Genomic DNA, 15,032 nt, shown 5'->3' with positions numbered 1-15,032 from the left:
ATTACGGGTCCGGCTGAGGTCACGGCGACCGCTCTTGGCCCCTGGCCCGGGGAAGACCCGGTGGAATCCACCCGCATCATCCGCGGGGAACTGGGTGGCCCGCACTTGCCCTTCCTGGCGGAGCTGCCGGACCGCGGCGTGGGCTCTGATCCACTGGGACGCACGGCGTCGCTGCTTGTGGAGATGTCCGTTGACGTCCAGCCCTATGGCTGGCGGATAGTTGACCGGCCGGGACGCGACCTGCTGCGCGCCAGATCCGCGCTCTCCACCGACATCAATGTGCTGGCCGATGTCGCCGGCGAAGAGGACCAGCCGGCCGGTGAGTTCAAAGTTCAGTTATGTGGCCCCCTCAGCCTTGCCGCCGGGCTTCACCTCCATAACGGGGAACGGGCGCTGATCGACTACGGCGCCCGCCGCGACATCGCAGCTTCGCTGGCGGCGGGTGTGGGCGACTACCTCAGGCGCGTAGCCAGTTCCGTGCCAGGGGCGCGGCTCGTGGTCCAGATCGATGAACCTGATATCGCCTCTGTCTTGGCAGGAACCATTCCGACGTCGAGCGGTTACCGGACGCTCCGTTCAATCGACGGGCAAGAGGCCACTGATTCCTGGCGGGTGGTGATCGATGCGGTCCGCGCCGCGGGGGCTGCCGAAATCGTCGTGTCAGTCCCCGAAATCGAAGCCCCTTTCGATCGGATCCTTGCCGCGGGAGCTGACGGCATCGCAGTTCCGCTCAAGGCCCTGACCTCCCGTCAATGGGAGCAGCTCGCCGGTGCCGTGGAAATGGGGAAACGGCTATGGGCAGGTGCCCTGCAGCTGGACAATGGCCCAATGCCCAAAGTGGCAGACGCCGTGGATACCGTCTGGCGTCCGTGGCGCCAGCTGGGATTGCCGGCGTCGTCGCTCAGGACTATCCGGGTCACACCGGCTGCCGGGCTGGCCGGTCAATCGCCGTCCTCCGCTGCAGCCGTACTCACCCGCCTCACGCAGCTTGCGGATGGCCTCAACCAATTGGCGCTCGGGTAGCCGAGGTCCAGATCTAGCGTCTCCGCTCCCAGCGCACCGGCTGTGCGTGGCGGGGGAGGAACCCCGGTGCGGTGTTGGCGTCGGCGTAGGGCTCCAGCCGGTAGTCAAAACTGCCGGCGTAGACAAGGACCAGGCCTATCTGGGGCTGGATGACTTTCACCTGGATCCTGTGCCTGCCATGTTCTCCTTCGGTGGCGTCCCACCACTGTTCTGCATATGCCTTCGCATCCAACAATGCAGGCAATCGGAGCCGGACATTCCCCAGAAACAGGCGGGAGGATCGGGAGATGCCCCGCAGCCTTCCCTCCGGCGTGACGGACAAGTTCAGGTCGGTGGCAAGCCTCCTGTACTTTCCCAGATAGTCCACCAGCCGTGCCGGCCCAGGGGTGCCCAGCGCGCTGGTGGTGTCGTGGAACAGCCGTGTTCTGCCGGGAAAGTAGATCTCACGCCTGGCGGTGAGGCTTGAGCGGCCGTAGGGGTCCAGATGTGCGTGGTTTTCAATCCGGAAACGGACTGCCTCTCCGTATTCCGGGAAGAATGCCTCCTCTCCCGCGGTCAGCCGCAACAGCGGCCGCAACCACCGCTGCCCGCAACCCACGACGTCGAACACCCCTTCGCCCACTCCGTAGTGCCCGGAGCCGGGGGCAAGCGAAAAATACTCCTGAAGTTCAGGCTGAAGCCGGAAGAATTCGGGGCCTATGGCCTGTTCGTAAATCGGGATGGTCAACGGATGCCTCCTGATAGCGGGACTTCGTGTTGGAACTGCCGTGGGGGAACTGCAGTGGCGGGAATCCGGGAAGGGGTTCACAGCCGGCCCGCGGCCTTGAGCCGGATGTAGCTGTCAGCCAGCAGCGGCGGCAATTGATGTGGCTCGGCGTCCACAACCTCGACTCCCAGCTGCCGCAGCTGCAGACTGACAGCCTCCCGCTCAAGCAGCGTACGTTCTGCTGCCGCTGCACGGAAGACCTCGGTGGCAGTATTGCGCTCCCGCAGCATGGTTCCGAGCATCGGGTCGCGCACGGAAGCAACAACCACCATATGCTGACGGGCCAGCAGGGCCGCCATGGGCAATAATCCTTCCTCAGGGGCTCCCCCGTCGAGGGAAGTCAGGAGTACCACCAGCGATCGGTGCGGGGACAAAGCCCGGATCTGGCCGGGGATCTGCTGCCAGTCCAGCTCGATCAGCTCTGCTTCCAAGGGAGCCATCGCCTGCACCAGCTGACCCAGCAGATTGCCCCGGCCAGTGGAGCCTGCCCTGCCGCGGACTCTGCGGTCAAAGGCAAAAAAATCCACCCTGTCACCGCCGCGCTCGGCCAGAACCGCCAACAACAGTGCCGCCTCAATACCGGTGTCAAGGCGCGGTTCGTCGTCGATCCTGGCTGCTGCTGTGCGCGAGGTGTCCAGCATTATGACCACGCGCCGGTCGCGTTCCGGGCGCCACGTCCGGACCACTACAGCTGACTGGCGGGCGGTGGCGCGCCAGTCAATGGAGCGGACGTCGTCGCCGCGGACGTAATCCCGGAGTGAATCAAACTCGGTCCCGGCGCCGCGGATCTGCACCGCTGCCTTTCCATCAAGTTCGCGTAGCCTGCGCAGTTTTGACGGAAGGTGACGGCGGGCGTTGAACGGCGGCAGGACCCGGACGGATCCGGAACAGGCCATTGTTTTTTGACGCGCGGCGAGCCCCAACGGGCCGAATGAACGCATAGTGACGTTGGTGACCCTCAGATCCCCGCGCCGGACCGGCCGGAGCGTTACGGTCATGCGCCGCTTTTCTCCGGCCGGCACATCAAGATCCTGCCGCGCGTTTTCCGCTCCGGCCGACGGCTGCCAGGCATCGCGGACCAGCGCCCGAAGACTTCGCGTCCCGTGGTTCCGGACTGTGAGAACCGAATCAGCAGTCTCTGACAGGGTGACGTTTCCGGGCGTCCTGCGTTCCAGCTCCACGTCCTGGAGGGACGCTGCGAGACCCAGCTCGAGCAGGAGCACCGCACCCAAGACCGCCAGCACCAGCAGCACTGTCAGCCAGCCGGGAAACAGCACAACCGGTACCAGGCCCAGAAAGGACAGGAGCACGAACCGCCCGGAGATCGCCATGGTGTCAGCGAGGAACAGGAACAGATGCCAGGATGCTGCCCAGGACATCATCCACCTGAACACCGTCCATCTGGGCTTCGGGCCGCAGCGCAACCCGGTGGCGCAGGCAGGGGAGCGCCAGGGCCTTGACATCGTCCGGGGTGACGAAGGTCCGGCCGGAAAGCCAGGCCCATGCCCTGGACGTATTCAGAAGTGCAGTGGAGCCACGCGGCGACACACCCAATTGGAAAGACGGAGCGGATCGGGTTGCCCGGACCAGGTCAACAATGTAGCCAAGAATCTCCGGCGCCATGGTTACGGCGGCTACGGCGTGCCGTGCCTGCTCCAGCTCATCCGGCCCGGCCACGGCACGGACTCCCGCTGCCATAAGATCACGCGGGTCAAATCCTATGGCATGCCGCCGGATGACCTCGATCTCGTCAGATCGCCCCGGCAGATGCATGGTGAGTTTGAGCAGGAAACGGTCAAGCTGTGCCTCGGGCAGGGGGTAGGTACCTTCATACTCCACGGGGTTCTGCGTGGCCGCCACAATAAACGGCACCGGGAGTTGTCTCGAGACGCCATCCACCGATACCTGGCGTTCTTCCATCGCTTCCAGGAGTGACGCCTGCGTCTTCGGAGGGGTCCTGTTGATCTCGTCGGCCAGGAGGATGTTCGTGAAAACGGGGCCCGTCCGGAAGCTGAACTCAGCGGATCGGGCATCGTAGACCAGTGATCCTGTGACGTCGCCCGGCATCAGATCCGGAGTGAATTGGACGCGTTTGGTATCAAGGCTCAGGGCAGCGGAGAGCGAGCGGACCAGCAGAGTCTTCGCGACTCCCGGCACACCTTCGAGCAATACATGACCGCGCGAGAGCAACGCGATGAGCAGGCCAGTGACGGTGGAGTCCTGGCCCACTACCGCCTTGGCCACCTCGCGCCTGACATCCAGCAACGCCTGGCGTACAGGGTCCGGGTCCCGTGCCGGAGCCGCCGGAGCCAAAGTTCTTACGGGTGACTCGCCGGGGCCGAAACCGCCATGTGCGGAGCCACTGGGCTGATCGTTCATCTGGCGTCTACCTCTTTTTCTAGTCTGTCCAGTTCCTGTGCCCACTGCAGCAGTTCTGTTTCGTTCCGCGGAACGGCATTGAGCAGCCTGTCCGTCTCGGCCAGGGGTCTGCCCAGATAATCGGCCACGGCTGCGACGACGTCGGCTGTTCCGGCGTCTGCCCCTTGCCGGAGGGTCTTTGCCAGACGGACAAGCGTGCCGGCGCGGAGATTGTGGCGTGCGCGGTCCACCGCGTGGGCGTCGTGATAAAGCCGGGCCCGTCCTTCCGCGGTTTCAACGGCCTTCACGATGACAGGAAGCGGCTCGAACACCAGCGGACCGAGCCGCCTGCCGCGCCACAAAATGGCCAGGAGCGCCACAAATGCCAGCCAGGGACCCAGGAAGGCCGCCCATTCCGGTGCAAGTTCATCGAGGGTCGGAGGCGAGCCGCCTGCTGTGACGTCCGCAAGACCAGGGAAGTACCAGATCAGGTTCCTGTCGGACCCCAGAGTCCGCAGGACCAGCGCGGCATTGCCGTGGTCAGCAAGCCGGTTGTTGCTGATAATACCTGTGCTGCCCAGCACGACGAGCTTCCCGTCAGCTGAGGACGCGTACATTCCACCACCCGTGCCGAACGGCCGGTAACAGACCGTGCCGCCGGTGTAGAGGTATCCGGAGTCCGCCGTGATGGGGCCGGCGGAGGCGGTGTCGGGAACGCTGCATCCGGCGTCGAGGGTAATGGCGGACGCCGGGACGACGCCGGACTGGCGGATCACGCCGCCCAGGCCGGTCAGGGTGTTGAGCCGCGGCGTCACTACTACCGTTCGCCCGCCCGACTTCATCAGCTGCGCCAACTGATCCGGGTCCAGGAATCCGTTGCGGTCGTAGAGCAGAACAGTCGCACCCGGCCGGGCGCGCAGGGCGGTCATGGTTTCCGGGAATGAACCGGAGGGCTGGACGTCGACACCCTGCTTGCCAAGAATCTCAGCGACGGCCATTGCACCGTCGGGTGCGGCATTGAGGACGGACAGCGGAACGCCGTCACCGCGGGGCGTTAGCTGCGTAACCAGCGTGATGACAAGGGCAGCGGAAAATACCGCGAGGATGGCTGCCCACGCCCTGTGGCGGAGAATCCATGAGTGAAAGGTACTCATGATCCGGGGACCGACGGAGTTTTAGCGCCGGCGCGGTCCGCTGTTGGTTTCAGCGACGCCAGCAGATGGTCCAGCCCCACCATGGCGACGTAGTCCCCCGAGTCAGCATCGGCACCGCCGTAGCGCACTGCGTCAAAAACATGGGCTGCTTCGTTCAGCGGGCCCGCGGCGGGATTGAAGGCCCCGGCCAGTTGCGCAGCCATTTCATCGGCCGTTCTGCCTGGGCGGGGATCCAGGATGTCACGGTCTTCGGCGGCGCGGACCACCGCCCGGAACTGTTCGACGACGGCGGCGCGCCAGTCCTGCCTGGCCGCGGCGGCGGCAGCGCGCGCGCGGTAACCGGCGGAACTCACTGTTATGCCGGCGTCGAACACTTCAGATGGCGGCCGGCGCCGCGCATTGAGTCTCGGGCGGGCAAGAACGATGGCTATCCCGACAAGAACGGCAACGGCCACGCCGACCAGGGGAGCGGCCACCGTCCCGTCCAAGCCGGTGCCGCTGCCATCCAGGGAGTGGAGCCAGTCCATCAGCTGTTTCCATGCGGTATCCAGCCAGCCAGGCTCGGCATTTCGGTATTCGGGTTTTGACAATTCCTCCCTGGCCCAACGGCGTGCCTCGTCGCTGCCTGGGACTACCGGCGGTTCAAGCTGCATCCGCTGTTGCCCCATAACTCGGCAGGCCTCGCCCGGGAACTCCGTGGGGGTCTGCCCCTGACTCGAGAAGTCGCAGCAGCTCGATGTCAAGGCCGTCTTTTCGCATGCGGAGATCCATGTACAGGAGAGCCATCACGGAGGTCTGGAAGGCGTATCCCACAGCCCCCACCAGAGCAGCCACTATGGCGGACACGACACCGGCCGCCACGGCCACGGCGGCGGCCTGCCCTTGACCGCCGTGCGGGGACACCACAGCCGTGAGGAACCCGGAGAGCAGGCTGATGGGAATCATTACAATCTGCGCGATGACGCCCACCATGATGCTGACTACAAGCGTGATTCCCAGGATGCGCCACCAGTGGCCACGAGTCAGGCCCCAGGACCTGCGGATTCCGTCCAATGCGCCGATCTGTTCCACAACAATGGCTGCCGGGGCAACCATCAACTTGATGTAGATCCAGATCATCAGCACAAATAGCCCCAGAGCCAGCGGCATAACAATCAAGATGGCCACTCCGCCCAGCGACGCGATCAGGAGCGCCGACACAAGAACAAGAAGTCCTGATGCCAGCATGGTGGCGGCAAAGAGTATTCCCGCCAAGCGGATAAGTGCACCTGCGCTCGGACGGGCCAATGCCCACATCTGCCTGAATCCCGTTTGGCGGTTGAGGATGGAGCGTGCCACCGGGACCACCATGGCCCCTTGAAGAACAGCCGAGATGACAAGTGTGAGCGCCGCCACCAGGAGAAGGCCTCCCGCGACGCCGAAGCCCAGCGCCGCCAGATCAGAGTCGCTTCTGCTCTCAAACCAGGAAGCCAGCGACCCGGCTGAGACGGTGGCAAAGGCGGTGACGACTGCGGTAACAATGACGCCCACCGATTGAGCCAGCAGAGAAGACCCCAGCATGGACGCGGCATTGCGCCTGATGGTCTGGAAAGAACCGTCCATGAATTCCCCGAACATCAGCGGTCGCAGGGGTACTATGCCGGGTTTGGGTGGGGCCACGTAGAGCGGCTGCCGGTAGGGTGGCATATTCGCGGCGAACGTGCCCGACGGCGGCGCGCCCCATTGTGGTTGGCCGCCCCATTGTGGTTGGCCGCCCCACTGTGATTGGCCGCCCCATTGTGGTTGGCCGCCCCATTGTGGTTGGCCGCCATCGTATGGCGGCTGACCGCCGCATGGCGGAAGGGCACCATGCTGCTGTGGCTGTTGCCCTGGTGGCTCCGTATTCGGCTCTGGCTGCGACAAGCTGTTCCTTCCCCACAAGATTCGGCCCCACAAGATTCGGGCCAGGTACCGTCGGCGCGGCACCCGACGCCGCCATCCGGCCGCTGGATGCCGGCAAAATCCCGGCACGCACCCAGCCTATAGTTCCGCCGTCGGGCGTCATAGCCTGATGCGCGATCCATCGCCTCACTTTTTCCCTCACCGCGTGGCCACCTGTAGTACCCATGGAGGTTGACGTCGTCTCTGCCCGATACCGGTAGGTTCCTTCCACGCCATGCCGTGGAAGCGGTCAGCGGGACAAAGGCAATGCAATGAGGGAATATATAACTATGAAGGCACGCATTCTGGTAGTTGACGATGACGAGGCGCTCGCTGAGATGATCGGCATTGTGCTGCGCAACGACGGCTTTGAGCCGGTCTTTTGCGCGGACGGCGGGCAGGCGCTGGAAATTTTCCGTTCCTCCAAGCCGGAGCTTGTGTTGCTGGACCTGATGCTCCCGGGCATCGACGGCATTGAAGTCTGCCGCCAGATCCGTGCGGAGTCCGACGTCCCCATCGTGATGCTTACCGCCAAGTCGGATACGTCCGATGTTGTCCGCGGCCTCGAATCGGGTGCCGACGACTATGTACCCAAGCCGTTTAAGCCTGCTGAACTCGTGGCACGGGTCCGTGCCCGTCTGCGTCCGGGGGATCAGAAGGCGCCGGAAACCCTGCGCATTGCAGATATCACCATTGACGTCGCCGGCCACCTCGTGAGCCGGGGCAGTGAACGCATCTCACTGACCCCGCTGGAATTCGATCTCCTTGTTGCACTGGCCCGCAAACCCTGGCAGGTGTTTACCAGGGAGCTCCTGCTTGAGCAGGTCTGGGGTTACCGGCATGCGGCCGACACGCGGTTGGTGAATGTCCATGTTCAGCGTCTGAGGTCGAAGATCGAGCGCGACCCTGAAGCCCCCGAAGTAGTATTGACGGTTCGTGGTGTCGGCTACAAAGCGGGTTCCTGAACCATCGGGAAGAGATACCACCGGCATTCCGGAGGGTGCCCCGTCCGGGCAGTCGGGTTCAGTCCCCATCCCGCCGCACCATCCGGCCCCGGAGCACACCGATGCGCTTGCAGCGGGCCTCTCCCAGCTGCCGTCGCGCGCCCGGATCTGGACCCGCCGGGTGCTGATCGTTGCACTGCGCGTGGCACGTCTCATCCGCGTTGGCCTCAGCCGGCTCTTTCCTGCGATCCGTTTTCTGGCGAGGGCCCTTCACCGCCGGTGGCGGCGTTCCCTGCAGTTCCGGACAGTGTTGACCACTTTGTTGCTGTCTGTAAGTTCCTTCGCCGTGGTGGGTGCCTACCTTTCCAACCAGATTGCCAACAACCTCTTCCAAGAACGCCTGACCCAGGCCGAATCCGAGACGCGCTACAACGTCAAGCAGGTGCAGGACACGTTCGACGGCGCGCAGGTCACCGATCAGTCCAGCGTTATCACGTTGGTCTACGACACCCTGAACGCTGTGGAAGGCCGGGGATCCGTGATTCAGCGCCGATACGTTTTCGAGGCGATGCCGCAGCAGACCAAGCCTCGAAACCGCTGGGTGGAGTCACGGGCGTCAGATCAATTGACCGTCAGCGTCATCCCGCCGGAACTGCGCAAGGCCGTACAGGACTCGGGCAAGGACCAATACTGGGCCTCCACTGAATTTCCGGTGCGAACTGAGGACCGGCCCGGGATCGCGGTCGGAAACAAAGTGACGTTTAACGGCACCGTTTACGAGCTGTATCTCATTTACGACCTGAACACGGCGCAGCAGACCCTCAACGAGATCCAGAACGTTCTGTGGGCAGGCGGTGCCGTCCTGGTGCTGATGATCGGCGCGATCGCCTGGTATGTTACGCGAAATGTTGTCAGCCCCGTGAGCCACGCAGCGTTGGTGTCGGAGAAACTCGCGGCAGGGCAGCTTCAAGAGCGCATGGTGGTCAAAGGTGAAGACGAAGTGGCGCGCCTCGGGGCTTCCTTCAACCACATGGCAGCCAGCCTTCAGGAACAGATCACTCAACTGGCCACCCTGTCCCAGATGCAGCAGCGCTTTGTTTCAGATGTCTCGCATGAGCTCCGCACGCCGCTGACGACGGTCCGGATGGCTGCCGAGGTGTTGTACGACGCGCGCCACGACTTTGACCCCATCAACAAGCGCTCCGCCGAGCTCCTTTATAACCAAGTGGAACGGTTCCAATCGCTGCTGGCCGATCTGCTGGAAATCTCGCGCTTTGACGCCGGTGTGGCAATGCTCGACGCCGAACCGGCGGATATCCTGCAGGTTGTCTTGCACGTGATGGACGGCGTGGCACCCGTCGCGGCCGAGTATGGTTCCGAAGTCACCCTCAATGCCCCCGCCGGAACCATTGTGGTGGAGATGGATGCCCGGCGGATCGACAGGATCCTGCGCAACCTAGTCCTGAACGCCCTCGAACACGGCGAAGGCAAGCCCGTCAATATCTCAGTGGCGGCCAACGAATCCGCGGTGGCAGTGGCCGTGCGGGATCACGGAATCGGCATGAATCCGGCCGAAGCCGCGAGGGTATTCGACAGGTTCTGGCGCGCAGATCCGGCCCGTGCCCGCACCACCGGCGGGAGCGGACTCGGGCTGTCAATCGCCACGGAAGATACCAAACTCCACAATGGTTGGCTGCAGGCTTGGGGGAACAAGGGGACAGGCTCCAATTTCCGCCTGACTGTTCCGCTCAGACAGGGCGACGCTATCGCGAAGTCCCCGCTCCTGCTGGAACCGGTGGATGTCGCCCTGCCGGGCTCCGCGCCGCAACGCACCATGTTGATCCTTGACCCCCGTCCTGCACTTGACCCAGCAGCACCCGGGACGTCCCAACAGCCGGAATCGGCCGGAGCGAAGGAAAAGCCATGAGAGCTGTATCCGGGCGGCCGAAGAATGCCGTGCTTGCGGCATTGACCGTCCTTGCCCTGCTTCTCTCATCCTGCGCGCAGATTCCCAGGTCCGGTCCGGTGGGCAAAAGCACCGACGAAAGTGCCGGAAACATCAACGTCCCGGCATTTTTCCCGGAGGCGCCGCGGGCGGGAGCGAGCCCCGAATCGGAAATTGAGGGCTTCTACAGTGCAGGCAGCGGTTATGAGGATGACTACGCCGTGGCGCGGCAGTACCTGACCCAGGCTGCGTCCGTTTCCTGGAAACCGGACCAGCGGGCTCTCGTTTTCCGCTCGGCCCAGGTGGTGAAGACAGGAGTTGAGAATGTCTTCAATTATGTGCTGGACGTTGCGTACTCGGTGAACGCCGACGGCGTGGCAACACAGCTGCCGGAGGGCACCAAAGAAAGCATTCCAGCTACGCTGACCCAGGTGGACGGACAGTGGCGGATATCCGAAATTCCGGACGGGACGGCCATCCCCGAGGAAACATTCAAAGTGATCTATGGGGCATATCCGATCTATTTCTATGATCCCAGCTTCACCTATGCGGTGCCTGATGTCCGCTGGTTCATCAGGAAGAAAACTGTCAAGTCCATGACCAGCGCGTTGCTTGGCGGCCCCTCGCCGTATCTTAAGGGCGCCGTTGTCAGCGCGTTTCCGTCAGGTATGAAACTGGCGCGGGAATCAGTGCCTGTGGTTTCGGGCGCTGCGCAGGTAGACCTTACCGCCAAGGAGCTGACCGAGGCCTCCGCCGAGGACAGGCTTCGGATGCAGACGCAGCTGGCACTCACGTTCCGCAGCCAGCCGGATGTCATCAACGTCGAGCTTCGTGCCAATCAGGATCTGGTGCGGGTTGAGGACAACGGGTCGGTGTTGCCGCCCGTGCGCGACAAAAACGTACCCGCCCGCCAGATCGCCGTCAGCAACAACGAGCTGGTGCGCTACGAGAACAACAAGATTTCGCCCCTGCCCGACATGCAGCCGGTGTCGGCGCTGGGGCCACGGGCGCCGGCAGAGTCGCCGGTATCGCAATCCGTGGCTTTCCTCAATGGGAGCCGCACCACTCTGTACTCCATGGTCCCCGGACAGCCCGCCAGGGCGCTGACAACCCGGAGTACACTGACCCATCCGTCATTCAGCCTGAAGGACTGGGTCTGGACTGCGGGCCCCGGTGCCAACGGGGCCACTGAGCTGGTGGCTTTCCGGCCCACCGGCGTGGCTGAAGGTGCCGCGGTCCCCACTGTGACTTTGGCACCCTACTGGCTGGCTGGAAGGAAAGTGACTGACTTCAGGGTGTCCCGCGAGGGCACCCGCGCGCTGGTGATATCCGAACAGAACGGCAAGGCCCGAGTCCAGGTGACCGGCATTATCCGGGCGGCCGACGGGACTCCCAAGGAACTGACGGCTCCAATTACCCTGGTCACGGCCAGCGACCCGGACCAGGGCGTCTGGGTCAATGACTCCACAGTGTCAGTCATGAAGGGGTCGGCGTCTGCCAACGTCATACCGGAGCTTTTGTCCCTGACCTCGGCGCAGCCGCAGCTCCTGGCTCCGTGGCCGGACCTCGTCGCGATCAGCGCCGGCAATGGTCCTGAGGAAATATACGGGCAGTCGGAGGACGGCATTTTCCAGCGGCTCGGTAACGGCTGGTCGCCGCAATTGAAAGGGCCGATCGATCCCTCGTTCCCGGGATAAATGATCCGGCGGAAGAACTCCGAAGATAGCTTGTCCACATAGGTGCCCCCGAAGGTTCAGATCCGGTGCCGGCTGCGGGACCATAGGCTCGTGGACAGCTTTCAAATCAACAATGGCAAGGATGTTCTGCCGGCTTCGGGAGACCCTGACCTGCTGCCTCACTGTGCATCTGCGGCAAAGCACCGCAGCGAACATCAGCAAAGGGTCCTTCGGGCACTTGAACTGGCAGTCGGGGCGATGGCTGAACTCATGGCCTTGGCCGTGCCTGTTGATTGTGTGTGCTGCGGAGTTGAAGATCTTGCTCTCTGTCCGGTGTGCGCGCATCAGGTCCGGGGCCTGATGCGCAGTCCGTTCAGGGCAGAAACGCAGGCTCCTGCCTTGATGGACATGGACGGCAGCACAATACTGCCCGTCGTGGCTGCAGGCGTTTACCGTGAAGAGTTGGCACAAGCAGTGCTGTCCTTCAAGAGACACGGCCAGCGCCAGTTGGCAACGGTCCTGGCCAAGGGACTCGGCCGCGCCATCCACGCAGCTGCCGGCGACGCGAACGGGCTGTGTCTGGTGCCAGTCCCCAGCAGCAATAAAGCCTTCCGTAAGCGCGGGTTCAGTCCGGTCCACCTGCTGCTCGGCAGCATCCGGCGACGCAACATGTTGCGGGGAATGAGCGTGCATGGTGTCCTGCGGAAGTCCAGCCGCCGGGGGAGCGGGGAGCGGCTGTCCAGCGGACAAAAAGGTCTGGGCCGGGGTGCCCGTGCGCGGCGGGTTAGGGATTCGATGCGTGTGCCGCCCGGCCGGCACACGGCTGCAATCCGGGGACGCCCCTGCATCATTGTCGACGACGTACTTACCACCGGAGCGACTCTCGCCGAGGCTGCACGGGCAGTGCATCTGGCAGGAGGCATCGTCCGGGGCGCCGTGGTCCTCGCTGCGACACGCCCGCCGGATGCATCGGTATTGCCCGTCGTATATCCCCGGGTGCGCCCGGATGAGGTGTCGACATACAAAAAAATAAGTGACGAAAGGATGAATAACCCGTAGCTATGAACTAACGTCGGTTATGGGTACCAAGAACAGATGTACCTGTCGATGGCGGCTCGGAAAGGGGCTCGACTGTCAAGCAGATCGGCCCCGGGAAGTGCCGCCGTCGTGTCACCGAAGTCATTTGGAGGGCACCATGGAGTTCATGATCAGCGGACGAAATCTGACGGTCTCAGACCGCTTCCGCGAGTACGCCGGCGAGAAGATCTCAAAGATAGAATCGCTGGGGGACAAGGTCCAGCGGGTCGATGCGAAGGTTTCAAAGGAAACGAATGCACGCCAGACTGGCGACCAGCTCACCGTAGAAGTGACAGTCCTGGGCCGTGGCCCGGTGATCCGGGCCGAAGCCAGTGCCGGAGACAAATTCGCGGCGTTCGATCTCGCATACAACAAACTGCTTGAGCGGCTCCGCAGGGCCAAGGACCGCAAGAAGGTTCACCACGGCCGCCATACTCCCAAGGCTGTCCGTGAGGCTACCGCCGAGCTGGAGCCGGCAAGCGCCAACGAACCACTCTATGTTCAGGCCAGCCACAGTGGTGAGTCCCCGGCAGTTGCTGCTGACAAGTCTCCTTACGACGTAGAGAATGATATTCCTGCCGGAAATTCTCCGGTGCTGATCCGCCGGAAAGTCTTCCCCGCTGCATCAGTCACCCTCGACGACGCTGTGGACAACATGGAACTTGTGGGGCACGACTTTTACCTCTTTGTGGACAAGGCCACCAACGCGCCCTCGGTGGTCTACCGGCGACGTGGCTGGACCTATGGCGTGATTACCCTGGATCAGGATTGCGAGCCGGGTGAAACCGCGCTGGAGGAAAAGATCCACGCCTACCGGTCTGATGACCAAGCTGCCACCGCCTAGGTCGATGCAGATTTTCCGACGAAAGGATTGATGTGGGCGCTTCGCTGAGCCTGTCACAGGCGCGGCGGATCGCACTGGCAGCCCAAGGATTGGACAAAGGACGGCCCGCTGGTCCCGTGACATCACGGACGGTGGGCCGTACCTTTGCCCAGCTTCGGCTGGTTCAGATCGATTCCGTCAATGTGGTGTCCCGAAGCCACTTCTTGCCGTTTTTCTCGCGACTCGGGGACTACGACCGGAGCATTCTGGAACGCATGGCGGGACGCCATCCGCGGCGCATGATGGAGTACTGGGCACACGAGGCAAGTTTTATCCGCCCGGAACATTTCCAGGATCTCTTGATGTGGCAGAACCGGAAGTGGGTGGGAGCCGGCACTATGGATCCGGTGCTCCGCGAGGGGGTTGCCGGGCAGATCCTGGAAGCGCTGGCCATGGGCAGGCCCATGACCGCCACGGAATTGACGGCGAGGTTGGGACATGTCGAGGACCGGCAAAGAGCCAACTGGGGCTGGAACTGGAACGCCGTCAAGAGAGTTCTTGAGCACTTGTTTGAAGAAGGCCTCGTCTCAGCTGCTTCACGGACGGAACAGTTTGAACGACGGTATGCCCTGACGGCGAGCGTACTGCCAGGCTCCGGTGCCTGGGTGGAAAACGCGGGGGACCCCTCGGTGGCCATGCACCGGCTGATCGACGCGGCTGCCCGTGCCCATGGAATAGGAACGGTAAAGTGCTTCGCCGACTACTTTCGGACACCCGTGAAGGCCGCCGCCGGCTCAGTGCAATATCTGATGGGCCGCGGGCGGCTTGTTCCTGTCACAGTTAAGGGTTGGGACAGACCTCTGTACCGCCACGCCGATGCGAAGCTGCCGCGCGCGGCTACTGGCCGCGCGCTGCTCAGTCCCTTTGATTCGCTGGTCTTCGAACGTCGGCGACTCGAGGAACTATTCGGGTTCCACTACCGGATCGAAATTTACACGCCTCAGCCGAAAAGGCAGTTCGGCTACTACGTTTTGCCGTTCCTGCTTCGCGACAGCATTGTGGCCAGGGTGGACCTTAAAGCTGACCGCGCGGGCAGCCGGCTCCTGGCCAAGGCGTCCCATGTCGAGCCGGATGCGCCGGCGGACACCGCCGTCGAACTTGCCGCCGAACTAACCTTGATGGCCAAATGGCTAGGGCTGGACAGTGTTGTGGTGTACCCGGAAGGGAACCTCGCCGGAGCACTGGAGGCCGCTGTGGAGGGGGCCGGCGGGTGTATCCGCTCTCAGGGAACAGACGCAACGTGCTCTGTGTCTCTCCCGTAGACTAAACACGCGAGAATTCGGCAG

13 protein-coding genes are annotated in these 15,032 nt (G+C 63.3%); 7 read left to right on the top strand and 6 right to left on the bottom strand.

What is annotated here, in order from left to right:
- Window positions 1–1,023 (top strand): hypothetical protein, encoded by a 1,023-nt coding sequence (locus tag ACQCST_RS14065; protein WP_426999188.1) that lies wholly within the window; start codon window positions 1–3, stop codon window positions 1,021–1,023.
- A 13-nt stretch (window positions 1,024–1,036) separates the two neighbouring features.
- On the opposite strand, the gene ACQCST_RS14060 is transcribed toward ACQCST_RS14065, so the two are convergent.
- From ACQCST_RS14060 to ACQCST_RS14035, 6 genes are all read right to left on the bottom strand, one after another.
- On the bottom strand, window positions 1,037–1,750 hold the full coding sequence (locus ACQCST_RS14060; RefSeq protein ID WP_426996364.1) for a DUF4166 domain-containing protein: 714 nt from the start codon (window positions 1,748–1,750) through the stop codon (window positions 1,037–1,039).
- Window positions 1,751–1,827: 77 nt separating this feature from the next.
- Window positions 1,828–3,120 carry a DUF58 domain-containing protein gene (locus ACQCST_RS14055; RefSeq protein WP_426999187.1) on the bottom strand — a complete coding sequence of 431 codons (1,293 nt, stop codon included), beginning with the start codon at window positions 3,118–3,120 and terminating at the stop codon, window positions 1,828–1,830.
- 4 nt (window positions 3,121–3,124) lie between these two features.
- Window positions 3,125–4,168 carry an AAA family ATPase gene (locus ACQCST_RS14050; protein WP_426996363.1) on the bottom strand — a complete coding sequence of 348 codons (1,044 nt, stop codon included), beginning with the start codon at window positions 4,166–4,168 and terminating at the stop codon, window positions 3,125–3,127.
- Window positions 4,165–5,301: a DUF4350 domain-containing protein gene (locus ACQCST_RS14045; RefSeq protein ID WP_426996362.1), complete on the bottom strand. Its 1,137-nt coding sequence runs from the start codon at window positions 5,299–5,301 to the stop codon at window positions 4,165–4,167. The genes ACQCST_RS14050 and ACQCST_RS14045 overlap by 4 nt, the downstream gene beginning before the upstream one ends.
- On the bottom strand, window positions 5,298–5,954 hold the full coding sequence (locus ACQCST_RS14040; RefSeq protein ID WP_426996361.1) for a DUF4129 domain-containing protein: 657 nt from the start codon (window positions 5,952–5,954) through the stop codon (window positions 5,298–5,300). The genes ACQCST_RS14045 and ACQCST_RS14040 overlap by 4 nt, the downstream gene beginning before the upstream one ends.
- Window positions 5,944–6,903, bottom strand: coding sequence for a hypothetical protein (locus ACQCST_RS14035; RefSeq protein ID WP_426996360.1), 960 nt, complete (start codon window positions 6,901–6,903; stop codon window positions 5,944–5,946). The genes ACQCST_RS14040 and ACQCST_RS14035 overlap by 11 nt, the downstream gene beginning before the upstream one ends.
- Before the next feature lie 608 nt (window positions 6,904–7,511).
- On the opposite strand from ACQCST_RS14035, the gene mtrA reads away from it, so the two are divergent.
- The 6 genes from mtrA (at window position 7,512) to ACQCST_RS14005 (ending at window position 15,008) form a co-directional block, all read left to right on the top strand.
- Window positions 7,512–8,186, top strand: coding sequence for an MtrAB system response regulator MtrA (gene mtrA / locus ACQCST_RS14030; RefSeq protein WP_426996359.1), 675 nt, complete (start codon window positions 7,512–7,514; stop codon window positions 8,184–8,186).
- Window positions 8,187–8,313: 127 nt separating this feature from the next.
- Window positions 8,314–10,092, top strand: coding sequence for an MtrAB system histidine kinase MtrB (gene mtrB, locus ACQCST_RS14025; protein WP_426999186.1), 1,779 nt, complete (start codon window positions 8,314–8,316; stop codon window positions 10,090–10,092).
- On the top strand, window positions 10,089–11,807 hold the full coding sequence (locus tag ACQCST_RS14020) for an LpqB family beta-propeller domain-containing protein (protein ID WP_426996358.1): 1,719 nt from the start codon (window positions 10,089–10,091) through the stop codon (window positions 11,805–11,807). The genes mtrB and ACQCST_RS14020 overlap by 4 nt, the downstream gene beginning before the upstream one ends.
- A gap of 381 nt (window positions 11,808–12,188) precedes the next feature.
- Window positions 12,189–12,845 carry a ComF family protein gene (locus tag ACQCST_RS14015; protein WP_426999185.1) on the top strand — a complete coding sequence of 219 codons (657 nt, stop codon included), beginning with the start codon at window positions 12,189–12,191 and terminating at the stop codon, window positions 12,843–12,845.
- Between the two features lie 136 nt (window positions 12,846–12,981).
- Entirely contained in the window at window positions 12,982–13,707 is a 726-nt protein-coding gene (gene hpf / locus ACQCST_RS14010) for a ribosome hibernation-promoting factor, HPF/YfiA family (protein WP_426996357.1), read from the top strand.
- Between the two features lie 116 nt (window positions 13,708–13,823).
- Window positions 13,824–15,008 (top strand): winged helix-turn-helix domain-containing protein, encoded by a 1,185-nt coding sequence (locus ACQCST_RS14005; RefSeq protein WP_426996356.1) that lies wholly within the window; start codon window positions 13,824–13,826, stop codon window positions 15,006–15,008.
- Window positions 15,009–15,032: the final 24 nt, after the last annotated feature.

This window comes from Pseudarthrobacter sp. N5 (genome assembly GCF_050157035.1).
Taxonomy (GTDB): domain Bacteria; phylum Actinomycetota; class Actinomycetes; order Actinomycetales; family Micrococcaceae; genus Arthrobacter.
Note: the sequence above shows the minus strand (reverse complement) of the source record. Positions and strands in the feature narration are given on the sequence as shown.